This window comes from Pseudomonas panipatensis, assembly GCF_900099785.1.
Lineage (GTDB): Bacteria > Pseudomonadota > Gammaproteobacteria > Pseudomonadales > Pseudomonadaceae > Pseudomonas > Pseudomonas panipatensis.
The window spans coordinates 370,401-391,285 of record NZ_FNDS01000003.1 but is presented as its reverse complement, the minus strand read 5'-3'; the positions used below and the strand labels follow the sequence as shown (position 1 = coordinate 391,285).

The following is a 20,885-nucleotide window of genomic DNA, read 5'->3' as shown; positions in this document are numbered from 1 at the left end:
ATGGTGCAGGGCGCTCCCACGGCTGATCCGGGGAGTTGCGCGCAGTCTACCGGCCGACCTCGCTAAGCCTTTGAATAGCAATGAGTTGCCTGCCGCGGATGAACCTTGGCACCGGACTTGCTCCTGCTCCCTGCGAACGGGATGAATCGCGATCGTCAGCGCCACCGGCACTCGCGAAGCTCGGCACACACTGGAGTTGCACCACAGGCGAACTAGGGTTCCGGTCCACCATGGGTGGATGGCTGGTCCGAGAGTTCTCCGGCCCTAAGGACAGGGCTACACGGCGGGAAAAAAGCCCGGGAGACGTGATGTCATCCCGTGCCGATTTCCAACGTGTAGGAGCAATGCCATGAGCAAGCCGCTTTACCTGCGTTCGCTGCGCAAGACCCTGCTCGGTGCCTGTCTGGCCACCGTTGCCGCTGTCCTGCCGTTCACCTCTCAGGCCGTCGAGAAACTCAAGGTCGGCACGGTGGTCTGGGCCGGTTATGCGCCCTTCTATGTCGCCGACAAGCTCGACCTGTACAAGGCCCACGGGTTGAGCGTCGAGTTGCAATTCTTCAACGACCCCGCACTGATTCCCACCGCCATGGCCGGCGGCGCCCTCGACGGCGGCATGCTGACCTACGACCAGGTGGTCGGCGGCGTGGCCAAGGGCCTGGCGCACAAGGTGGTGATGCCGATCGACTTCTCCAACGGCGGCGACGCCATCGTCGCCGACAAGTCGATCGCCTCGGTGGCCGATTTCAAAGGCAAGAAGATCGGCTACAACCCGCTGTCGCCGTCCGACTTCCTGCTCGCCTACGCACTGAAGAGCAACGGCATGAGCGCCAAGGACATCAATCCGCTGAACATGACCCCGGAGGCGATTCCCGGCGCCATGGCGTCCGGCAGCCTGCCGGTGGGCGTCACCTACGAGCCGAACGTCTCGCAGATCCTCGGCATGCCCGGCGGCAAGTTCCACGTGGTCTATTCGTCGAAGCAGGCGCCCGGCCTGATCACCGACGTGCTGGTCTTCGACGAGAAGGTCATCGCCAAGCGCCAGGCGGCGATCAAGGCGATGGTGCAGGGCTACGTCGATGGCCTGGCCTACATGCAGAGCCACCCGGACGAGTCGGCGAAGATCATCGGCAAGGTGCTCGGCGTCAGCCCGGAGGAAGCCAAGACGCAGATGAGCGGCGTGTACAACATTCCGCTGGCCGAGATGCACAAGAACTTCGAGAAGTCCGACGCCACCAGCTCCTTCTACGGCAGCGGCGCGGTGATCGCGCAACTGCTCAAGGATAACGGGCAGATCCCGGCGATCCCGGACTTCGCCAAGACCTACGACGCGCAATTCGTCCAGGCCCTGGCCAAGTAATCCCCGTCCGCCCTCCCTCGCGGCGACGCGAGGGATTTCCCGGAGGTACCCATGTCCGCTTCCGTATACCGTTACGCCGATGGCCGCGTGCCCAACAGCCTGGCCCTGCTCTACGCCTTCGGCGGCTATGCCGCCGGCTTCGCCCTGCTGTTCGCCGACAGCTACTGGCTGAACGCCTGCGGCACCCTGCTGCTGGGCCACGCGATGATAGTCGCGGCCTACCTGATCCACGAGTTCGCCCACGGCACCATCTTCGCCGAGCCGAAGCACAACATCCGTGCCGGCGAAGTCTGCAGTTGGCTCTGCGGCAGTTGCTACGCCGGCTTCCAGGACCTGCGGCGCAAGCACATGCGCCACCACGTCGACCGCGCCGACGTCATCACCTTCGACACCAAGGCCTTCCTCAAGCGCTGCCCCGGCTGGCTGCGCGGGCTGGTGCTGGCCGCCGAATGGGCCTATATCCCGGCGGTGGAGCTGATCATGCATTACTACGTGATCCTCCTGCCGTTCATCACCGCCAACCCCAAGCACCGCGCCAACCGCCGCCGCGTGCTGCTCACCCTGCTGGTGCGCGGCGCGCTCTTCGCGCTGGTCGCGGCGATCTCGCCGAAGGCGCTGCTGCTCTACTTCGTCGCCTGGTCGCTGATGATCATGGTGCTGCGCTTCACCGATGCCTACCAGCACACCTACGACGCCTTCGCGGTGCTCGAAGACAACGGCAAGATCCCCGACGACAAGCCGCGCGACCGCGCCTACGAGCAGATGAACACCTACACCAACGTGGTTTCGCTGCGCTGGCCGGCGCTCGACCTGCTGCTGCTCAACTTCGCCTACCACAATGCCCACCACGAGAAGCCGGTGGCGCCCTGGTACCGCCTGCGCAAGCTGCACCATGAGCTGTATGGCGACGGCTACGCCCAGGTGCTGCCGATGCACCTGCTGTTCAAGAGCTTCCACCAGCACCGCCTGCGCCGCGTGCTGGACGACGACTACGGGGTGGTCCTGCCCAGCGGCGAACGGCGCGCCGACGGTTTCTACGGCGCGGTCGGCGTGTCCTTCCTGACGGCGGTGTGAGCATGATCGACTACCACGGCAAGCACGTACTCATCACTGGCGCCGCCAGTGGCATCGGCCAGGGCCTGGCGCGCGCCTTCGCCGAACGGGGCGCCAGCCTGTGCCTGCTCGACCGCGACCGTGCCGCGCTGGCGGCGCTGGCCGACGAGCTGGCGCTGCACGGCGAGGTCAGCGCCGCGGCGCTGGACCTGGGCGACAGCAGCGCCATCGCCGCCTTCGTCGCCGCCGGCGGCGACCGGCCGCTGGATGTACTGATCAACAACGCCGGGGTGGAATACGCCACCCCGCTGGAGGATGCCGACGCCGAGGCCGACGCGCGCTGGCAGGCGCTGCTGGACAACAACGTCGCCTCGATGCTGCGCCTGACCCGCGCCCTGCTGCCGCGCTTGCAGCCCGGCAGCAGCGTGATCAACCAGGCGTCGATCTGGGGCCTGAAGGGCGTGCCGGGCTTCTCCGCCTATGTCGCCAGCAAGCACGCGGTGATCGGCCTGACCCGTTCGCTGGCCTGGGAACTCGGCCCGCGCCGGGTGCGGGTCAACGCCGTCTGCCCCGGCTGGATCGGCACCGAGGCGGCGCTGCGCTCGTTGCGCGTGATGGCCGCCAGCAACGGCCGCAGCGAAGCGCAGGAACTGGCCCAGGTGCTCGCCGCCCAGGCGGTGCCCGAGCTGCTCACCCCGGCCGACCTGGCCGGCACCTTTCTGTTCCTCGGCAGCCCCCTGGCCGCGCCCCTCACCGGGCAGGCGCTGTCGGTCAGCCATGGCGAGGTGATGCACTGATGAAAACACTGGAAGGAAAAGTCGCGCTGGTCACCGGCGCCACCCAGGGCATCGGCCGCGCCATCGTCCTGGCCCTGGCCGAGGCCGGCGCCGAGGTCTGGATCAATCACCTCGGCCAGCCCGAGGCCGCCACCGCCCTGGTCGCGCGCATCGCCACCCACGGCGGGCGCGCCCAGGCGGTGGAAGCCGATGTGTCGTCGCCGCAGCAGGTCGCGGCCATGTTCGAGCGCATCTACGCCTTCGGCGAGTTGCACATCCTGGTCAATAACGCCGGGATCATCCTCGAAAAACCTTTCCTCGACACCGAGGAGGACGACTGGGCGCGGCTGCTCGGCGTCGACCTGCACGCGGTCTACCGCTGCTGCCGCCATGCCCTCGGGCACATGCAGGCGCGTGGCGACGGCAGCATCGTCAATATCGCCTCGGAACTGGGCCAGATCGGCCGCGAAGGCTACGCCGCCTACTGCGCGGCCAAGGCCGGGGTGATCGGCCTGACCAAAGCGCTGGCCCGCGAGTTCGCCCCGAGCGTGCGCATCAACGGCGTGGCGCCGGGACCGGTGGACACGCCGATGGTCTCGCTGCAGCACATGAGCGCGGCGATGATCGCCCGCGAGACGGCGATCCCCGCCGGCCGCCTGGGCAAACCCGAGGAGATCGCCGCTGCGGTGCTGTTCCTGGTTTCGCCGCAGGCCAGTTTCTTCCACGGACAGATGCTCGGCGCCAACGGCGGCGCCTGGATGGGCGCCTGATGCGCGCCGAATGGGTGTTGCTGCTCGGCGCCGCGATCTGGGGCCTGGGCTGGCTGCCGCTGGCGCATTTCGCCGGCCTCGGCCTGGCCGGCATGCCCATGGTGCTGTTCACCTTCGGCCTGCTTAGCCTGCCGACCCTGGCCGTGCTCTACCGCCAGCGCCGCGCCTGGTGGAGGCAGCGCCGTGGCCTGCTGGGCATCGCCGGCTTCGGCGGCTGGGCCACCGCCGGGCTGGTCGGCGCGCTCTCCGAGGGCGACGTGGTGCGCAGCATGCTGCTGTTCTACCTGGCCCCGGCCTGGGGCCTGCTCGGCGGCTGGCTGCTGCTCGGCGAACGCCTGACGCCCTCGCGCATCGGCGCGCTGCTGCTGGCGCTGGGCGGCATCGCACTGACCCTGGGCGTCGACCGCGACACCTTCGCCAGCCTCGGCGGCGCCGACTGGCTGGCGCTGTCCGCCGGCCTGTCCTTCGCCCTCAACAACCTGGCCACGCGCGCCGCCGAACAGGTGCCGCTGGCCAGCAAGGCGATGGCGGCGTTCCTCGGCAGCGCGCTGTTCGCCGCGCTCTTCTGCCTGCTCGAAGGCACCGCGCTGCCCCTGCCGGACGCGCCGACCTGGCTGCAGATCGGCGCCTTCGGCCTGTTCTGGCTGGCCGCCATGGGCGCCGCGCAGTACGGCTTCAGCCACGTCGAGGCGAGCCGCGCGGCGGTGCTGGTGGTGGTCGAGCTGCTGGTCTCGGTGCTCACCGCCGCCGCCTTCGGCGACCGTCTGCTCGGCCCCGGCGAATGGTTCGGCGGCAGCCTGGTGCTGCTGGCCGCGCTGATCGCCGCGCGGCCGCCGCGTGATTCCGTCAACTCCCTAAGCGAGGTACGCCCTTGACCACCGTACGCATGGACCAGCTCAGCTGGGTCGAATACGCGCGCCGCGTGCGCGAAGAGTCGCCCGTGGTGTTCCTACCCTGCGGCGCCACCGAACAGCATGGCCCGCACCTGCCGCTGGGCACCGACGCGCTGCTCGCCAGCGCCCTCTGCGAGGACGTCGCCGCGCGCCTCGCGGGCCTGGTCGCGCCGGCCTTGTCCTATGGCTACAAGTCGCAGCCCAAGTGCGGCGGCGGCCAGCATTTCTGCGGCACCACCAGCCTCGACGGGCAGACCCTGAGCGCCCTGGTGCGCGACGCCGTGCGCGAGTTCGCCCGGCATGGCGTGACGCGCCTGGTGCTGGTCGACGGCCACTACGAGAACCAGTGGTTCGTCAGCGAGGGCATCCAGTTGGCCCTGCGCGAACTGGGCGACGGCCATCCGCTGCGGGTGATGCGCCTGGAGCACTGGGACTTCTGCACCCCGGCCACCCTGGAAGCGGTGTTCCCCGACGGCTTCCCCGGCTTCGCCCTGGAACACGCCGCGGTCATCGAGACCTCGCTGATGCTGCACTACCTGCCGCAACTGGTGCGCCTGGAGCTGATCCCCGACGACGGCCCGGCCGAGTTCCCACCCTACGACATCTACCCGACCCGCACCGAGTGGGTACCGCCCTCCGGCGTGCTGTCCTCGGCGCGCGGCTCGACGGCGGAGAAAGGCGCGCGCATGGCCGCCGATATCTGCGAAGGCATCGTCGCCGCCGTGCGCCAGGAGTTCTGCCGATGAGCGCGGCGCTGCTGGTCATCGACATGCAGCGCGACTTCTGCGCGCCGGGCGGTTACGCCGACCGCGCCGGGCTGGATATCGGCCGCCTGCGCGCACCGATTCCGGCGATCCTGCGCCTGCTCGCCGGCGCCCGCGCCCGTGGCCTGCTGGTGCTGCACAGCCGCGAAGGGCACCGCGCGGACCTCGCCGACCTGCCGCCGAGCAAGCGCCGGCGTGCCGAACGCGCCGGCGCGCCGATCGGCCAGCCCGGCCCGTTGGGACGCCTGCTGGTGCGCGGCGAGTACGGCCACGAGCTGATCGACGAGTTGCAGCCGCTGCCCGCCGAGCCGGTGATCGACAAGCCCGGCTATAGCGTCTTCGCCCACACCGACCTGGACCTGCTGCTGCGCAACCGCGGCATCGACGAACTGATTCTGTGCGGGGTGACCACCGAAGTCTGCGTCGCCTCGACCCTGCGCAGCGCGGTGGACCTCGGCTACGCCTGCAGCCTGGTGAGCGACGCCTGCGGCTCGGCCTACCCAGAGTTGCACGAGGCCACCCTGGCCACGGTCGCGGTGGAAGGCGGCGTGTTCGGCCGGGTGCTCGACAGCCAGGCGCTGCTCGCCGAATGGGAGGCCGCATGACCCAGGTGACCCGACTGTGGCCGCTGCTCACCGCCACCCACCGCTATGACAAATCCATCTCCACTTGGCAGCGCGGCCACGGCGTGCGCATCGAGGCACCGATCCTCGCCTACCTGATCGAGACCCGCCAGGGGCGCATCCTCTACGACGTCGGCTGCGACTACTCCAAGCTCCACGACCCGGCCAGGCGCGCGCGCTGGTACGACCCGCAGGCCTTTCCCATGGGCGCCCCGGAGATGACCGAGGAGCAGCGCCTGCCGGCGCATTTCGCCCGTCTCGGGCTGAGCCCGGCGGACATCGACCTGGTGTTCCTCGGCCACCTGCATTTCGACCACGCCGGCGGCCTCTGCGAGGTCTGCGGCGCCGAGGTCCACGTCCACGCCGACGAACTCGCCGCCGCCCGCGCCCAGGCCGACGAGGCCTACTTCGCCGACGACTTCGCCGGCGACTACCGCTGGAAGGTGCAGCGCGGCGAATACGAGCTGCTCCCCGGCGTGCGCGCCATCGAAACCCCCGGCCACACCGCCGGGCACATGTCTCTGCTGATCGAACTGCCCAAGGGCAAGCCGGTGATCCTCGCCGGCGACGCCGCCGACCTGCAGGAGAACCTCGACCAGGAAATCGCCCCCGGCAGCCTCTGGCAGGCACGCGAGGACTTGGCGATCGCCAGCATCCGCAAGCTCAAGGCGTTGGCCGGCGAGACCGGCGGCGAACTCTGGCCGAACCACGACATGGCCTTCTACCAGGGCCTCAAGCGCTTCCCGGAGTACCACTCATGAACCCGGTTCCCAGCTGCTACCTCGGCGTCTGGCAGCGAACCCTGCTGACCACCACGGCCGGCCTGCGCGACAGCAGCACGCAGGTCTACTGGTTACAGACCGCGCGCCTGTTCGCCGACCTGCGGATTCCCCAACCGACGCCGCAGAGCCCCGCCGAGCGCGCGCGGCAGGCCGGTTTCGCCGGCGTCACCGAGGTGACCGGCGACCGCTGCCAGTGGCACCGCGCGATCGACTTCCGCCCGCCGAGCGGCGTCGCGGATATCGGCCGCATGCGCTTCGACAGCACCGAGCGGCTCGTCGAAGACGGCCTCGACGGCAGCTACCACGAAGTCTGGGAGCGCCTGCCGGAATCCCTCGGGCGCAACTGGGGCACCTGGCTGCGCGGCGCCGACGGCCGCCAGGGCTGCCTGCTGCTGGCCGGCGATTGCTTCCTCTTCGCCGCCGGGCGCGCGCAGTCCCCGGCGCCCGGCGCCGACCTCGCCGAACTGGCGGCGCGAGACCCGCGCTGGCTCGACTTCGAGTTGTCCTTCGGCCGCCACCGGCGCGGCCAGGCGCCCTGGCGCATCGAACTGTCCAGCCTGCCGGCGCGCGTCGGCCAGGCGCTGCTGCCGGCGCACTGCGATGCGGATCAGCCGGCCACCCTGCTCGCCCCCGGCACGCTCGCCGCGCTGGGCGCCGCCCCGCCCGAGGGCGGCTGGCAACCCGTCACCGAACCCCTGTTCCCTGCGGAGGTACGCCCATGACCGCACATCAAGCCCTTCCCCAGCCCCATGCAGCCAGCGCGCCACCGCGCGCGCGCTGGTGGAGCATTCGCGGCGAGCTGCCGCGCGGCGCCGTCTGGTGCCTTGCCGGCGCCGGCCTGCTGCTGCCGGTGCTGCTCTGGTGGGCGTGCAGCGCCCTCGGCCTGAGCAGCCCGATGTTCCTCCCCAGTCCCCAGGCGGTGCTGCTGCGCAGCGTCCACTGGTGGAACGAGGAAGGCCTGCTCGGCGACATCGGCATCAGCGTCTACCGGGTCATGGCCGGCTTCCTCGCCTCGGCGCTGATCGCCCTGCCGCTCGGCCTGTACATCGGCACCTACCGCCCGGTGCAGGCCTTCCTCGAACCGCTGACCGACTTCATCCGCTACATGCCGGCGGTGGCCTTCATCCCGCTGGTGATGCTCTGGGTCGGCATCGACGAAGGCTCCAAGGTGCTGATCATCTTCATCGGCACCTTCTTCCAGATGGTGCTGATGGTCGCCGAGGACGTGCGCCGCGTGCCCATGGCGCAGATCGAGGCGGCACAGACCATGGGCGCCAGCCGCGGCGAGATCATCCAACTGGTGATCCTGCCCTCGGCGCGCCCGGCGCTGCTCGACACCCTGCGCATCACCTGCGGCTGGGCCTGGACCTACCTGGTGGTGGCCGAGCTGGTGGCGGCCAACTCCGGTCTCGGCTACGCCATCCTCAAGGCGCAGCGCTACATGCAAACCGACAAGATCTTCGCCGGCATCCTCCTGATCGGCGTCATCGGCCTGCTCACCGACCAGGCGTTCCGCTGGCTCGGCCGCGTGGCCTTCCCCTGGATGAAGAGGTAAGCGCCATGCACGAAGCCAAGATCCGCATCCGCAACGTCGGCAAGGTGTTCACCAGCCAGGGCCGCTCGGTGCAGGCGCTGCAGGACGTCAGCCTGGACATCCGCGAGAACGAATTCATCACCTTCGTCGGTGCCTCCGGCTGCGGCAAGTCGACCCTGCTGCGCAGCATCGGCGGCCTGGAGCTGCATAGCGCCGGGCAGATTCTAGTGGACGGCCGCGCCATCGCCGGGCCCGGCATCGACCGCGCCATGGTGTTCCAGCACTACAGCCTCTACCCCTGGCTGCGGGTGATGGAAAACATCAAGTTCTGCCGGCGCTTGAAAGTGGTGGCCGACAGCGTGCGCAGCGACGCCGACGTCGAGGTCGCCAGCGGCCGCGCCGATGCCCTGCTCAACCTGATGGGCCTGTCGGCCTTCGCCCAGGCCTACCCGAACCAGCTCTCCGGCGGCATGCAGCAGCGCGTGGCGATCGCCCGCGCGCTGATGCCCAAGCCGCAGATCCTGCTGATGGACGAGCCCTTCGGCGCCCTCGACGCGCAGACCCGCGAGGTGATGCACGACCTGATCCGCCATGTGCACCGCCTGGAAAAGAGCACCATCCTGTTCGTCACCCACGATGTCGACGAGGCCATCTACCTCGGCGGCCGGGTGGTACTGATGGCGCCGCGTCCGGGGCGCATCGACAGCATCTACGAGGTGCCGCTGCCGGCCGAACGCAACCAGGACATGAAGCTGGCGCCGGCGTTCCTCACGCTGAAGAAGCAAATCCTCGCGCGCATCCGCGAAACATCGGGCATGAACACCGACCTGGAACTGCTGGAGCAACTGACCCGCACGGCGCCTGGCGCCGGCTAGTCCTGGAACGCGGCGCGCTCAGCGCGGCGGCGCTGGCGGGAAGCCTCGGCGGGCCCGCCTGCGCGCGCCTCTGCGTGCGGCCTCAATCGGCCTTTTTGCGAATCCAGTAGAGGTAGGTGCCGGCCTCTTCCTGCTGCTCCACCAGCTCGTGGCCGAGGAATACGCAGAACTTGGGAATGTCGCGGCGGGTCGAGGGGTCGGTGGCGATGACCTTGAGCAGGCCGCCGGCCGGCAGGTCGCGCACCTTGTTGTGCAGCATCATCACCGGCTCGGGGCAGTTCAGGCCGGTGGCGTCGAGGATGGCGTCGACAGGTTGGGACATGGGCGTGCTCCGCAAATCGAATGGCGCGCATTGTCGCGCAAAGCGCCCCGGACGGTCACCCTCGGCGGGCGAGCGGCGCGGCGCCCAACCTTGGTCGGGCTCGCCGGCACAACGCGTCGGCTACGCTGGGCGCCTTTTCCCGACAGCGGATGTCCGCCCATGCGCCTGACCGCCCTGCTCTGCCTCGCCCTCTCGCTGCTCGCTGGCTGCGCCGCCCGCGACCAGTTGCCGGACTACGCCGCGCGCGCCGGCCAGGACCTGCCGGCGAGCTGGTTCGACGCGGTGATTCTCGCGCACGACGGCACGCGCCTGTCGGCCACGGTGTTCCAGCCGGCGCTGAAGGCCGGCGAGAGCGCCCCGTTGATCGTGCATACCCACGGCTGGGGCGGCTGGCGGGTCACCGGGCCGGACGGTTTCTACGGCCAGCAGATGATGTCCGGGCGCGCCGCGCTCAAGGCCTGGAAGGCTGGCTACTGGGTGATCAGCTACGACCAGCGCGGCTGGGGCGGCAGCGACGGGCGCATCGAGATGATGGACCCGCGCTACGAGGTGCGGGACGCCAGCGCGGTGATCGACTGGGCCGCACGGCACCTGCCACGGCTGCGCATGGACGGGCCGAACGACCCGCGCGTCGGCATGCTCGGCGAAAGCTACGGCGGCGCCGTGCAACTGCTCGCCGCGGCCGAGGACCCGCGGATCGACGCCATCGTGCCGATCGCCACCTGGTACGACCTCAGCGACGCCCTGGCGCCGGGCGGCCAGTTGAAGATGGGTTGGGCCGGGGTGCTGGTCAGCCTGGGCCTGAGCACCGGCTACGACCTCGGCAAGTTCATCGACGCCGACTACCTGCACAGCGCCTCCGGGCGCCTGGCCGCGCCGGTGCGCGCCGAGCTGGCCGAACACAGCCTGGCGCGCTACTGCGCGGAGAACCGCCTGCCGCGCGCCGACGCCCTGATCATCCAGGGCATGCGCGACACCCTCTTCCCCCTCGACCAGGGTCTGGCCATCCGCCAATGCCTGCGCCGCGGCCATGCCGATGTGCGGCTGCTCGGCATGCAGGGCGGGCACATTCTGCCGCCGCCCTGGCAGGCCTGGAGCGGACTGCCGCCGTTCAACAACGAGCCAGTGATCCACTGCGGCGCGCGCGCCATCAACCTCTACCAGGGCATCCTCGCCTGGTACGCGGAAAAACTCGCTGGCCGCCCGGGCGGCGCCGACAGCGTGCCGAGCCTGTGCGTCAGCCTCGACCTCGACCAGGGCATCGCCCTGGACGAGCTGCCGCCGCCCGGTCCGCGCGTGGTCCTGCCGCCCACCCAGGTGCGCCCGCTCAGCAGCGGCTGGCTGCAGCAGGCCACCTTTATCCCCTTGCACCGCGTCGGCGAAGCCAGCGCCCTGCTCGGCACCCCCGAGGTGCAGCTATCCCAGCCCCTGGGCCCCGGCGCGGATGCCCTGCTGTTCGCCGCGCTGGCCGTGCGCCGCCAGGGCAGCGGCAGCCCGCGGGTGCTCGACGAACAGGTCACGCCCCTGGCCAATCGCGGCAGCACCCGCCTCAACGCGGTGAGCGCCAGCCTCGCGGCGGGTGACGAGATCGGCCTGCTGGTCAGCGGCTTCAGCGGCCAGTACCTGTTCAACAGCTCCTGGCATGCCGGCCTGGTCGAACTGCGCGGCGCGGTGCAACTGCCCGGCCTGCAAGCCTTCAGCCCGCGCCTGGCCAGCCGGCCCTGAAGGGCCGGATCGACGCGCCGCGGCTAGAGACTGAAGCGCAGCACCAGCGATTGCTGGTTGCTCGCCACTTGCTGCAGGTGTTCGCCGCTGCTGCGGGTATGCGCGGCGGTCTGCCGGTTGTCGCGGGTCATGTCGTGCAGGCGGTGGATGTGCTGATTGACTTCCTGGGTGGTGCCGGCCTGCTCGTCCGCGGCGGCGGCGATCTGCACCGCGAGGGCGTGCACGCCTTGCAGGGAGTCGTCCAACTGGCCGAGCGAGGTCAGTACCACCTGGGTTTCGCTCTCCAGCGCATGGGCTTGCTCGGCCGAGGCCTGCATCGCCTGCAGGGCCTCGGTGGAAGAGCCTTGCAAGGTCTGGGTGATGGCGACGATCTCTTCGGTGGCGCTGCTGGTGCGCTGGGCGAGGTTGCGCACCTCGTCGGCGACCACCGCGAAACCGCGCCCCTGTTCGCCGGCCCGCGCCGCTTCGATCGCCGCGTTGAGCGCCAGCAGATTGGTCTGCTCGGCGATGCCACGGATCACCGCGAGCACCGAGCCGATCTGCAGGGCGTCGTTGGCCAGGGTACTGACCACGCTGCCGCCACGGCGGATGTCCTGCAGCAGGCGGCCCTGCTGGCCGATCATCTGTCGCAGGGTGCCCTGCATCTCGCCGAAGACGGCGCGCGCGGCGGTGCTGCTGTGCGCGCTGTCGGCGGCGTTGCGGGCGATCTCCTGGACCGTGGAGGACATCTGGTCGACGGCGCTGACCACCATTTCCAGCGCCTCCTGCTGCTGGTCGAGGCGCTCGCTGGTCTGCCCGGCGGCGCTGAGGATTTCGCTGCTGGCCTGGCCGACGTCCTGGCTGGATTGGCGCAGGCGCTCGATCACGTCGCGCCAGGCCATGGCCATCTCATGCAGGGCCAGCATCAGGCCAGCGTGCTTGCGTTGCGCGCTCGGCAGGCTCAGTTCGCCCTCGGCCAGGCGCCGGGCCAGCGCGCTCATGTTGCTCGGTTCGCCGCCCAGGGGGCGCATCACGCTGCGGCTGACCAGCCAGGTGGCGACGGCGACCGCGGCGACGGTCAGCAGGCCGAGCAGCAGGACCTTCCACATCAACTGGCGCACCGGGGCGAACGCCTGGGCCTGGTCCATTTCCGCAATCAGCGCCCAATGCAGGTCATCGAAGGTCACCGGGACGAAGACCTTCAGCGCGCCATTGCCGTCCAGCCCCGGCTCGGCGATGCGTCCCTGCTGCCCGGCGAGGGCCTGGCTGACGGCGCTGCCGCCGAGCCCGGCCTGCGCATCGAGACTGCGGTTGACCTGGCGCTCGGTGAAGCGCGCCGAGTCCGAACGCAGGGTGGCATCGCTGCCCACCAGGTAGGTTTCGCCCTTCTCACCCAGCCCCTGGCGGGTCTGCATGACGCTATTCAGCGGACCGATGGGCAACTCCAGCACCAGGGTCATCTGCAGTACGCCGTTGGACATCACCGGCGCCGCCAGGTACTGCGTCGGCTCCTTGCTCTGCGGGTTGTAGCGCAGGTCGCTGATCACCAGCTTGCCGCTGTCGCGGCTTTGCTTGACCAGTCGCGCCAGCGGGGTGTCGCGCAGGCCGTCTTCGCTGAGCTTGTGCTGATAGTCACTGCCGCGCAGCAGACTGAGCATGACCGTGCCATCGGGCATGATCAGCTTCAGCTCGCGGTAGCCGAAGGTGCTGATGAAGTTCTGGAACACCGGGCGGTCGTAGTTGGCGGTGGTGATCAGCGCGTTGTCGTCCAGACCCTGGTAGCTGTTGCCGAGGTTGCTGGCCAGGGTGCTGACCTGGTTGCGCCGCTCCTGCCAGTTGTCGAGCAATTGCTGCTGCTTGATATGCGCCACGGCTTCCAGGGCGTTCAACGTCTGGTCGCGCAAGGCCGAACTGGCTTGCTGATAGACGGTAAAGGCCATGCCCAGCACCGGTACCAAGCCGATCAGCAGATAGCTCAGGGCCAACTTCAGGCGTAACGGCATATTCAACGACTCCGCGGGTAGAAGGGTTACAGGCTGGGCTGTTTGTAAATTATTCTGCAAGAACTGTGCAAATTTGCGAACGCAAGGGAGTGACCCGCGAGTCAGTGTCGCCGCGCAGGCCTGAAACCCAGGCAGCGAGGGCAGCGGCGAACGCCGGCCGATCAATGGCGAAGGATGGCTTTCCGTTAATGGCCAGCGTCAGCCGCGGCCTGATTGGTGCACCTTTTGCCCATCTCGCCCCGAACCTGGGCCGAGTGGGGGGCGATGGCAACGAGCAGGATCAGCGAGCGCAGCGCCAGCGACCCGCTCCGCGTGGCGGCGCTGGCGAGTGAAGGCGGCCGTGGGGGGAATGGCCATCGCCGCAACGACGCGCGCCGTTGCGCGCGGGCGTTCGCTGACTCGGCGGTATCAGCGCAGCGGCGCGGCCGGCGCTTCGTCGAGTTGCGCCAGCAGCATCGGCGGGCCATCGCCGTCGGCGGGGAGCAATGCCCATTGCTCGCGGGTGCCGGCGTGGCGGTGGCTCTGGCGCACCTGGCTGCCCAGTTCCAGCGGCGCCTTGAAATGCGCGTCGAGGCGGATGGCTTCGGCCAGTTGGCGCCCGGCGAGACTGCGCGCCAGGCCCCACATGCCATGGGCGAAGGGTTTGCCAAAACCGTAACGGCTGGCCAGGAAGCGCGACAGGTGCAGCGGGTTGAAATCGCCGCTGAGGCCGGCATAGCGCCAGCCGACGATCTTCGGCACGCGCCAGTGCGTGCCCTCCTCGGCTGGCGCATCGAGGGTCTGCCAGTGCGCGCGCGGCGGCAGCGGATCGGCGTCGGCCTGGGTGTCGAGGAAGTCGCCCCGACGCAGGTAGGTGCTGATCGACTGCCAATAGAGGAAGTCGTGGTGCCAGACCTCGGTGAGCACATCCACCTCAAGCCCCAGCGGGCTGCGCCGGCTGGTGAGGATGCGGCAGTCGATCAGCAACTGGTCGGTTTCGTGCAGGTGCCGATAGCGCTGGATGTGGTTGCGCAGGTGGATCAGGCCGAGCACCGAAAGCGGCATGCGCGAGCGGCTGAGCAGGCGCAGGTGCAACGGCAGGCTGATCACTTGCGGGTAGAGCAAGGGCACGCCATGCGCCGGGTCCAGGCCGAAATGCCGGCGGTAGGCCTGCAGGTGGCGCAGGTCGAAGCGCAGGCTACGGCTGTCCAGGGCCAGGTACGGCACGCGCTCGTCGCGGCCGAGTCCTCGGCGCGGCAGGAGCATGCGGCTGTAACTGCCCAGCAGGGAGGGCAACTTTCGCTTCACGGGCGTCTCCGGCAATGCAGGCGCCGCACAGCATGGTCAATGCGCGACGCGGCGGCAAGCCAAGCCGGCCGGCGATTGCGCTCGCGCCGCACCGGCGTGGCCTTCAGCGCTCCAGGCGGCGCAGGTGGCAGGTCACCTCTTCACGGTCGTGATAGAGCTGCTTGCAGCCGATTTGCACGCGCAGGCCGCGCGCCTTGAAGCTGTCCTCCAGGCGCTCGAGGATCTTGCGCACCTCGGCGTAGCGCTGCTTCATCGGCAGCTTGAGGTTGACGATGGCTTCGCGGCACAGGCCCTCGCCGATCCAGGTGTCGATCAGGGCACCGCTGCGCGCCGGTTTCTCGACGATATCGCAGACCATCCAGTCCACCGTCTGCCGTGGGCGGAACACATAGCCATCGGCGCGCTGGTGCTCGACCAGCCCGGAATAGATGAGGTTTTCCGCCATCGGTCCGTTGTCCACGGCGATCACCCGCATCTCCCGGTTGACCAGTTGCCAGGTCCAGCCGCCGGGCGCGGCACCGAGGTCGACGGCGAGCATGTTCGGCGCCAGGCGCTTGTCCCAGTCGGCGCGCGGGATGAAGTGATGCCAGGCCTCTTCCAGTTTCAGCGTCGAGCGGCTCGGCGCCTCGCGGGGGAACTTCAGGCGCGGGATGCCCATCGGCCACATGGCGCTGTTGCGCGGCTCGGCGATGCCGATGAACACCTCGCGACCGGAGCGGAACGTCAGCAGCAGGCGCGGCAGGCTGGGGTCCTCGCGCAGACGTCCGGCCTTGACCAGGGCGGCGCGCAGGGGCTTCTCGAACTTGCGGCAGAAGGTCGAAAGCTCCTTGCCGTCGTTGGTGTCGAAGACTTCCAGCCAGAGGCTGCCGCACACCGGGTAGAGGCTCAGGTGTTCGAGCAGCACGCCGATGCGGTTCTGCTCGGGCAGCTCGACGAACCCACCGCCGCGCGCCCACTGACGCGGGAAGATCAGCTCGGCGAAGCGCAGGCGACGCATCAGGCGCTCGGCGCCATCGGCCTCCTGGCAGACGAACTCGGCATAGGCGGTGGCCGGCTTGGCGCGGGCGTAGCCGGCAACGTCGAGTTGCGCGGCGTGGTCGGACAGCTCGGCACAAACCTCGTTCTCGAAGCCTGGCCGGCAATGCAGTAACAGGGTATTCATCGGGGTGTCTCCTCGGCCGCGCACTATAGAGCCTGGCGGCGCAGGTTTCATCCGCATTCGCCTGCCCCGCAGGAACCCCGGCCGGCCGGGACCGTCCGGAAGTCATGGCGACCGCCGCCAAAGCGGTCTAGCTTGAGTGCTCTACGTTCGCCTGCCGCCAGCGCCCGCGCCTGGCGACGACAGCCCGCCGGCAACGCTCCGGCTGCGACGCACTGGCTGCCGTTCACGGCCTGGTCCACGCCAGCGCCGGACGTTCGGCGCCGCTTCGCCGCGCAGCAGCGGTCACCGGCGGCCTATTCCGCTTGAGGAGAATGTCATGCCCGCCGTAGACAGCCTGAACAGCCTGCGCACCCTCCAGGTCGCCGGTAAGACCTACCACTATTACAGCCTCGCCGAGGCCGCGAAGTCCCTCGGTGACCTGGAGAAACTGCCGAAGTCGCTCAAGGTGCTGCTGGAGAACCTGCTGCGCTGGGAGGACAACCACACGGTGCATGCCGATGACCTGCGCGCCCTGGCCGACTGGCTCAAGGCGCGGCGTTCCGATCGGGAAATCCAGTACCGCCCGGCGCGGGTGCTGATGCAGGACTTCACCGGCGTGCCGGCGGTGGTCGACCTGGCGGCCATGCGCGCCGCCATGGCCAAGGCCGGCGGCGATCCGCAGAAGATCAACCCGCTGTCGCCGGTCGACCTGGTGATCGACCACTCGGTGATGGTCGACCGTTACGCCAGCGCCTCGGCCTTCGCCGAGAACGTCGAGATCGAGATGCAGCGCAACGGCGAGCGCTACGCCTTCCTGCGCTGGGGCCAGAACGCCTTCGACAACTTCCGCGTGGTGCCGCCGGGCACCGGCATCTGCCACCAGGTCAACCTGGAATACCTCGGCCGCACGGTCTGGACCAAGGACGAGGACGGGCGCACTTACGCCTTCCCCGACACCCTGGTCGGCACCGACTCGCACACCACCATGATCAACGGCCTCGGCGTGCTCGGCTGGGGCGTCGGCGGCATCGAGGCGGAAGCGGCGATGCTCGGCCAGCCAGTGTCGATGCTGATTCCCGAGGTGATCGGCTTCAAGCTCACCGGCAAGCTCAAGGAAGGCATCACCGCCACCGATCTGGTGCTGACTGTGACCCAGATGCTGCGCAAGAAGGGCGTGGTCGGCAAATTCGTCGAGTTCTACGGCGATGGCCTGGCCGACCTGCCGCTGGCGGACCGCGCCACCATCGCCAACATGGCCCCGGAATACGGCGCTACCTGCGGCTTTTTCCCGGTGGACGAAATCACCCTCGGCTACCTGCGCCTGTCCGGCCGCCCGGAAGAGACGGTGCAACTGGTCGAGGCCTACTGCAAGGCCCAGGGCCTGTGGCGCGAGCAAGGCCATGAACCGCTGTTCAGCGACAGCCTGCAACTCGACCTGGGCGACGTCGAAGCCAGTCTCGCCGGACCCAAGCGCCCGCAGGACCGCGTCGCCCTCGGCCAGGTCGGCCAGGCCTTCGATGCGTTCCTTGCGCTACAGCCCAAGCCGCCGCGCAATGCCGAGATCTCGCGCCTGCTCAACGAGGGCGGCGGCGGGACCGCGGTGGGCAGCGCCGACCTGGGCCAGGGCGTCGACTACCAGCACGCGGGCAATACCTACCGGCTGCAGGATGGCGCCGTGGTCATCGCCGCCATCACCTCCTGCACCAATACGTCCAACCCCAGCGTGATGATGGCCGCCGGCCTGCTGGCGAAGAAGGCGGTGGAAAAGGGCCTGCAACGCAAACCCTGGGTGAAGAGTTCGCTGGCGCCCGGCTCCAAGGTGGTCACCGATTACTTCAAGGCCGCCGGCCTGACGACCTATCTCGACCAGCTCGGCTTCGAACTGGTGGGCTATGGCTGCACCACCTGCATCGGCAACTCCGGGCCGCTGCTGGAGCCGATCGAGAAGGCCATCCAGCAGGCCGACCTGACGGTGGCCTCGGTGCTTTCCGGCAACCGCAACTTCGAAGGCCGGGTGCATCCGCTGGTGAAGACCAACTGGCTGGCGTCGCCACCGCTGGTGGTGGCCTATGCCCTGGCCGGCAGCGTGCGCCTGGACCTGGCCAAGGAGCCGCTAGGCACCGGCAAGGACGGCCAGGCGGTCTATCTCAGGGATATCTGGCCGAGCCAGCGGGAAATCGCCGAAGCGGTGCAAAAGGTCAGCACCGGCATGTTCCACAAGGAATACGCCGAGGTGTTCCAGGGCGATGAGAAATGGCGGGCGATCCAGGTGCCGCAGGCGCAGACCTACATCTGGCAGGCCGACTCCACCTACATCCAGCATCCGCCGTTCTTCGAGCACATCGCCGAGGCGCCGCCGGCGATCACGGACATCCAGGGCGCGCGGGTGCTCGCGGTGCTCGGCGACTCGGTGACCACCGACCACATCTCCCCCGCCGGCAACATCAAGAAGGACAGCCCGGCCGGGCGCTACCTGAGCGAGCACGGGGTGGCCTATGCCGACTTCAACTCCTACGGCTCACGGCGCGGCAACCATGAAGTGATGATGCGCGGCACCTTCGCCAACATCCGCATCAAGAACGAGATGCTCGGCGGCGAGGAAGGCGGCAACACCCTGCACGTCCCCAGCGGCGAGAAACTGGCGATCTACGATGCGGCCATGCGCTACCAGGCCGAGGGCACACCCCTGGTGATCATCGCCGGCAAGGAATACGGCACCGGCTCCTCGCGCGACTGGGCGGCCAAGGGCACCAACCTGCTGGGGGTGAAGGCAGTGATCGCCGAGAGTTTCGAGCGCATCCACCGCTCCAACCTGGTGGGCATGGGCGTGCTGCCCCTGCAGTTCACCGGCGGCCAGGAGCGCACGGCACTGAAACTGACCGGCCGGGAGGTGCTGAGCATTCGCGGTCTCGCCGGCGCGTTGAAGCCGCAGATGAGGCTGAGCGTCGGCGTCACCCGCGAGGACGGCAGCCAGGACAGCTTCGAGGTGCTCTGCCGAATCGATACCCTCAATGAAGTCGAGTACTTCAAGGCCGGCGGCATCCTGCATTACGTGCTGCGCAGCCTGCTCTGACGTCCCGGCAAGCGGATCGGCGATCGCCCGCATGGGAGGGCGCATCGTCCGATCCGCTGCCGTGCTGGCATAGCGGCGCCGGGACAAGGCCCGCGCGCCTGGGCGGCCGGGGTGGAATCGACGCATCGCTTCCTACAGACTTTTTCGACTACCCAGTCACGATCGTGAGAAAATCACTTACAACCAAGTGCGACTGGCATCCTGCCATCACACAACGGACAATTCTCTCGCAAATTTCTGTAAGAAAATTCAACATCCGCCAGGCCCAGCCGATAAACAGACTGTAAAGCCGTCTTCGTGGAATCCCCTCCCCATGCGCAACAACCAACCCGTTACCCAGCGTGAACGTACCTATCCGGTCGAACAACGCCTGATTTCCACCACCGACAGCCGTGGCGTCATTACCTATGCCAACGATGCCTTCGTCGCCATCAGCGGCTTCGAGCGGGACGAGTTGCTCGGTGCGCCGCACAACATGGTGCGCCATCCGGACGTACCGCCGGCGGTGTTCGCCCATATGTGGACGACGCTGAAGAACGGGCGCCCGTGGATGGGTATCGTCAAGAACCGCTGCAAGAACGGCGACCACTACTGGGTCAGCGCCTACGTCACGCCGATCTTCGAGCGCAACGAGATCATCGGCTACGAGTCGGTGCGGGTCCGTCCGAGCGCCGAGCAGGTGCAACGCGCCCAGGCCCTCTACCAGCGCATCAATCTCGGCAAGCCGGCGGTCCCGCGGCGTGACAAGTGGCTGCCGGTCCTGCTCGACTGGCTGCCCTTCATCCTCATCAGCCAAGTCTCCTTCCTCATCGGTGTCTGGCTGGACTCGCACTGGGGCTTCAGCGTCGCCGCCCTGCTCGCCATTCCGCTCGGCCTGGCCGGGCTGAACTGGCAACAGCGCGGCATCAAGCGCCTGCTGCGCCTGGCCGAGCAGACCACCTCGGACCCGCTGATCGCACAGATGTATACCGACAGCCGCGGCGCCCAGGCGCGCCTGGAAATGTCCATCCTCAGCCAGGAAGCGCGCATGAAGACCTGCCTGACGCGCCTGCAGGACACCGCCGAAGCCCTCACCGAACAGGCGCGCCAGGCCGACTCCCTGGCCCACCACAGCTCGTCCGGCCTGGAGCGCCAGCGCGTCGAGACCGAGCAGGTGGCCACCGCGGTCAACGAGATGGCCGCCACCACCCAGGAAGTGGCGAACAACGTACAGCGCACCGCCGACGCCACGCGCCAGGCCAACGAACTGACCCGCCAGGGCCGCAACATCGCCGGCGAAACCCGCGAAGCCATCCAGCGCCTGTCCGCCTCGGTCAGCGAAACCGGTCTGGCGGTCAGCCAACTGGCCCAGGACAGCAATGAGATCGGCGGCGTGGTGGACGTGATCAAGGGCATCGCCGACCAGACCAACCTGCTGGCGCTCAACGCCGCCATCGAAGCCGCCCGCGCCGGCGAGATGGGCCGCGGCTTCGCCGTGGTGGCCGACGAAGTGCGCTCGCTGGCGCAGCGCACGGCGGAATCCACCGGGCAGATCCACGGCCTGATCGCCAAACTGCAGCAGACCGCGGAAGACGCGGTGAGCGCCATGGAAAACGGTCGCCGTCAGGCCGACGAAGGCGTCGAGCGCGTGCTCGAGGCCGACAACGCCCTGGCCGGCATCAGCGACTCGGTGGCCAACATCGCCGACATGGCCAACCAGATCGCCGCGGCGGCCGAAGAGCAGAGCGCGGTGGCCGAGGAGATCAACCGCAACATCAGCACCATCGCCCAGCTCGCCGACCAGACCTCCGACGAGGCCCGGCGCACCGCGCGCCTGAGCGAGGAACTGACCGACACCGCGCAGACCCAGTACTCCCTGGTGGAGCGCTTCAACCGCTGAGGTCCGGCGCAAACGAAAAAGCCCGTCGCAAGGACGGGCTTTTTTTCGC

General features: G+C 68.9%; 18 protein-coding genes and 1 riboswitch. Of the genes, 14 read left to right on the top strand and 4 right to left on the bottom strand.

Annotation, left to right across the window (positions count from 1 at the left end; all coding sequences use genetic code 11):
* Positions 1-201: 201 nt before the first annotated feature.
* A riboswitch (guanidine-I (ykkC/yxkD leader) is annotated at positions 202-305 on the top strand.
* 44 nt (positions 306-349) lie between these two features.
* The 11 genes from BLQ74_RS09495 to BLQ74_RS09445 are packed head-to-tail and all read left to right on the top strand — an operon-like array spanning position 350 to position 9,427.
* Complete coding sequence (locus BLQ74_RS09495; protein ID WP_090262307.1) at positions 350-1,357, top strand: ABC transporter substrate-binding protein; 1,008 nt, start codon at positions 350-352, stop codon at positions 1,355-1,357.
* 51 nt (positions 1,358-1,408) lie between these two features.
* Positions 1,409-2,431 (top strand): fatty acid desaturase family protein, encoded by a 1,023-nt coding sequence (locus BLQ74_RS09490; protein WP_090262306.1) that lies wholly within the window; start codon positions 1,409-1,411, stop codon positions 2,429-2,431.
* 2 nt (positions 2,432-2,433) lie between these two features.
* A complete protein-coding gene (locus BLQ74_RS09485; RefSeq protein ID WP_090262305.1) occupies positions 2,434-3,207 on the top strand; it encodes an SDR family NAD(P)-dependent oxidoreductase in 774 nt (257 codons plus the stop codon).
* On the top strand, positions 3,207-3,956 hold the full coding sequence (locus BLQ74_RS09480) for an SDR family NAD(P)-dependent oxidoreductase (protein WP_090262304.1): 750 nt from the start codon (positions 3,207-3,209) through the stop codon (positions 3,954-3,956). Before BLQ74_RS09485 ends, BLQ74_RS09480 begins: the two co-directional genes overlap by 1 nt.
* Positions 3,956-4,831, top strand: a complete 876-nt coding sequence (locus BLQ74_RS09475; RefSeq protein ID WP_090262303.1) for an EamA family transporter — start codon at positions 3,956-3,958, stop codon at positions 4,829-4,831. The genes BLQ74_RS09480 and BLQ74_RS09475 overlap by 1 nt, the downstream gene beginning before the upstream one ends.
* 11 nt (positions 4,832-4,842) lie before the next feature.
* A complete protein-coding gene (locus tag BLQ74_RS09470) occupies positions 4,843-5,595 on the top strand; it encodes a creatininase (RefSeq protein WP_090262435.1) in 753 nt (250 codons plus the stop codon).
* A complete protein-coding gene (locus BLQ74_RS09465; RefSeq protein ID WP_090262302.1) occupies positions 5,592-6,218 on the top strand; it encodes a cysteine hydrolase family protein in 627 nt (208 codons plus the stop codon). Before BLQ74_RS09470 ends, BLQ74_RS09465 begins: the two co-directional genes overlap by 4 nt.
* The gene (locus tag BLQ74_RS09460) at positions 6,215-6,997 is read left to right on the top strand and encodes an N-acyl homoserine lactonase family protein (RefSeq protein WP_090262301.1); all 783 of its coding nucleotides are present in this window, start codon (positions 6,215-6,217) and stop codon (positions 6,995-6,997) included. The genes BLQ74_RS09465 and BLQ74_RS09460 overlap by 4 nt, the downstream gene beginning before the upstream one ends.
* Positions 6,994-7,740, top strand: coding sequence for a hypothetical protein (locus tag BLQ74_RS09455; RefSeq protein ID WP_090262300.1), 747 nt, complete (start codon positions 6,994-6,996; stop codon positions 7,738-7,740). Before BLQ74_RS09460 ends, BLQ74_RS09455 begins: the two co-directional genes overlap by 4 nt.
* Complete coding sequence (locus BLQ74_RS09450) at positions 7,737-8,573, top strand: ABC transporter permease (protein WP_090262299.1); 837 nt, start codon at positions 7,737-7,739, stop codon at positions 8,571-8,573. The genes BLQ74_RS09455 and BLQ74_RS09450 overlap by 4 nt, the downstream gene beginning before the upstream one ends.
* A gap of 5 nt (positions 8,574-8,578) precedes the next feature.
* Positions 8,579-9,427 (top strand): ABC transporter ATP-binding protein, encoded by an 849-nt coding sequence (locus BLQ74_RS09445; RefSeq protein ID WP_090262298.1) that lies wholly within the window; start codon positions 8,579-8,581, stop codon positions 9,425-9,427.
* A gap of 82 nt (positions 9,428-9,509) precedes the next feature.
* Here the strand turns inward: BLQ74_RS09445 and tusA are convergent, their stop codons facing one another.
* Positions 9,510-9,749, bottom strand: coding sequence for a sulfurtransferase TusA (gene tusA, locus BLQ74_RS09440; protein WP_043251558.1), 240 nt, complete (start codon positions 9,747-9,749; stop codon positions 9,510-9,512).
* Positions 9,750-9,908: 159 nt separating this feature from the next.
* Between tusA and BLQ74_RS09435 the strand changes: the two genes are divergently transcribed.
* Positions 9,909-11,474, top strand: coding sequence for an alpha/beta hydrolase (locus BLQ74_RS09435; RefSeq protein WP_090262297.1), 1,566 nt, complete (start codon positions 9,909-9,911; stop codon positions 11,472-11,474).
* Positions 11,475-11,497: 23 nt separating this feature from the next.
* Here BLQ74_RS09435 and BLQ74_RS09430 read toward each other — a convergent pair whose 3' ends face one another.
* The 3 genes from BLQ74_RS09430 to rlmM all read right to left on the bottom strand — a co-directional run bounded on the left by BLQ74_RS09430 (position 11,498) and on the right by rlmM (position 15,905).
* The gene (locus BLQ74_RS09430) at positions 11,498-13,456 is read right to left on the bottom strand and encodes a methyl-accepting chemotaxis protein (protein ID WP_090262296.1); all 1,959 of its coding nucleotides are present in this window, start codon (positions 13,454-13,456) and stop codon (positions 11,498-11,500) included.
* A 408-nt stretch (positions 13,457-13,864) separates the two neighbouring features.
* Positions 13,865-14,743: a MaoC family dehydratase gene (locus BLQ74_RS09425; protein WP_090262295.1), complete on the bottom strand. Its 879-nt coding sequence runs from the start codon at positions 14,741-14,743 to the stop codon at positions 13,865-13,867.
* Positions 14,744-14,846: 103 nt separating this feature from the next.
* Entirely contained in the window at positions 14,847-15,905 is a 1,059-nt protein-coding gene (gene rlmM / locus BLQ74_RS09420; RefSeq protein WP_090262294.1) for a 23S rRNA (cytidine(2498)-2'-O)-methyltransferase RlmM, read from the bottom strand.
* A gap of 316 nt (positions 15,906-16,221) precedes the next feature.
* On the opposite strand from rlmM, the gene acnA reads away from it, so the two are divergent.
* Together acnA and BLQ74_RS09410 are read left to right on the top strand one after the other, a co-directional pair.
* A complete protein-coding gene (acnA, locus tag BLQ74_RS09415; RefSeq protein WP_090262293.1) occupies positions 16,222-18,957 on the top strand; it encodes an aconitate hydratase AcnA in 2,736 nt (911 codons plus the stop codon).
* 313 nt (positions 18,958-19,270) lie between these two features.
* Positions 19,271-20,836, top strand: coding sequence for a methyl-accepting chemotaxis protein (locus BLQ74_RS09410; protein ID WP_090262292.1), 1,566 nt, complete (start codon positions 19,271-19,273; stop codon positions 20,834-20,836).
* Positions 20,837-20,885 lie beyond the last annotated feature (49 nt).

Excerpts from the sequence above, each read along its gene's own strand:
- BLQ74_RS09475 (WP_090262303.1), top strand. The coding sequence starts at position 3,956 with ATGCGCGCCGAATGGGTGTTGCTGCTCGGCGCCGCGATCTGGGGCCTG.
- BLQ74_RS09485 (WP_090262305.1), top strand. The coding sequence starts at position 2,434 with ATGATCGACTACCACGGCAAGCACGTACTCATCACTGGCGCCGCCAGT.
- BLQ74_RS09410 (WP_090262292.1), top strand. The coding sequence starts at position 19,271 with ATGCGCAACAACCAACCCGTTACCCAGCGTGAACGTACCTATCCGGTC.
- BLQ74_RS09430 (WP_090262296.1), bottom strand. The coding sequence starts at position 13,456 with ATGCCGTTACGCCTGAAGTTGGCCCTGAGCTATCTGCTGATCGGCTTG.
- BLQ74_RS09460 (WP_090262301.1), top strand. The coding sequence starts at position 6,215 with ATGACCCAGGTGACCCGACTGTGGCCGCTGCTCACCGCCACCCACCGC.
- tusA (WP_043251558.1), bottom strand. The coding sequence starts at position 9,749 with ATGTCCCAACCTGTCGACGCCATCCTCGACGCCACCGGCCTGAACTGC.
- BLQ74_RS09455 (WP_090262300.1), top strand. The coding sequence starts at position 6,994 with ATGAACCCGGTTCCCAGCTGCTACCTCGGCGTCTGGCAGCGAACCCTG.
- BLQ74_RS09435 (WP_090262297.1), top strand. The coding sequence starts at position 9,909 with ATGCGCCTGACCGCCCTGCTCTGCCTCGCCCTCTCGCTGCTCGCTGGC.
- BLQ74_RS09445 (WP_090262298.1), top strand. The coding sequence starts at position 8,579 with ATGCACGAAGCCAAGATCCGCATCCGCAACGTCGGCAAGGTGTTCACC.
- BLQ74_RS09495 (WP_090262307.1), top strand. The coding sequence starts at position 350 with ATGAGCAAGCCGCTTTACCTGCGTTCGCTGCGCAAGACCCTGCTCGGT.
- BLQ74_RS09480 (WP_090262304.1), top strand. The coding sequence starts at position 3,207 with ATGAAAACACTGGAAGGAAAAGTCGCGCTGGTCACCGGCGCCACCCAG.
- BLQ74_RS09490 (WP_090262306.1), top strand. The coding sequence starts at position 1,409 with ATGTCCGCTTCCGTATACCGTTACGCCGATGGCCGCGTGCCCAACAGC.
- BLQ74_RS09470 (WP_090262435.1), top strand. The coding sequence starts at position 4,843 with ATGGACCAGCTCAGCTGGGTCGAATACGCGCGCCGCGTGCGCGAAGAG.
- BLQ74_RS09450 (WP_090262299.1), top strand. The coding sequence starts at position 7,737 with ATGACCGCACATCAAGCCCTTCCCCAGCCCCATGCAGCCAGCGCGCCA.
- BLQ74_RS09465 (WP_090262302.1), top strand. The coding sequence starts at position 5,592 with ATGAGCGCGGCGCTGCTGGTCATCGACATGCAGCGCGACTTCTGCGCG.
- acnA (WP_090262293.1), top strand. The coding sequence starts at position 16,222 with ATGCCCGCCGTAGACAGCCTGAACAGCCTGCGCACCCTCCAGGTCGCC.
- rlmM (WP_090262294.1), bottom strand. The coding sequence starts at position 15,905 with ATGAATACCCTGTTACTGCATTGCCGGCCAGGCTTCGAGAACGAGGTT.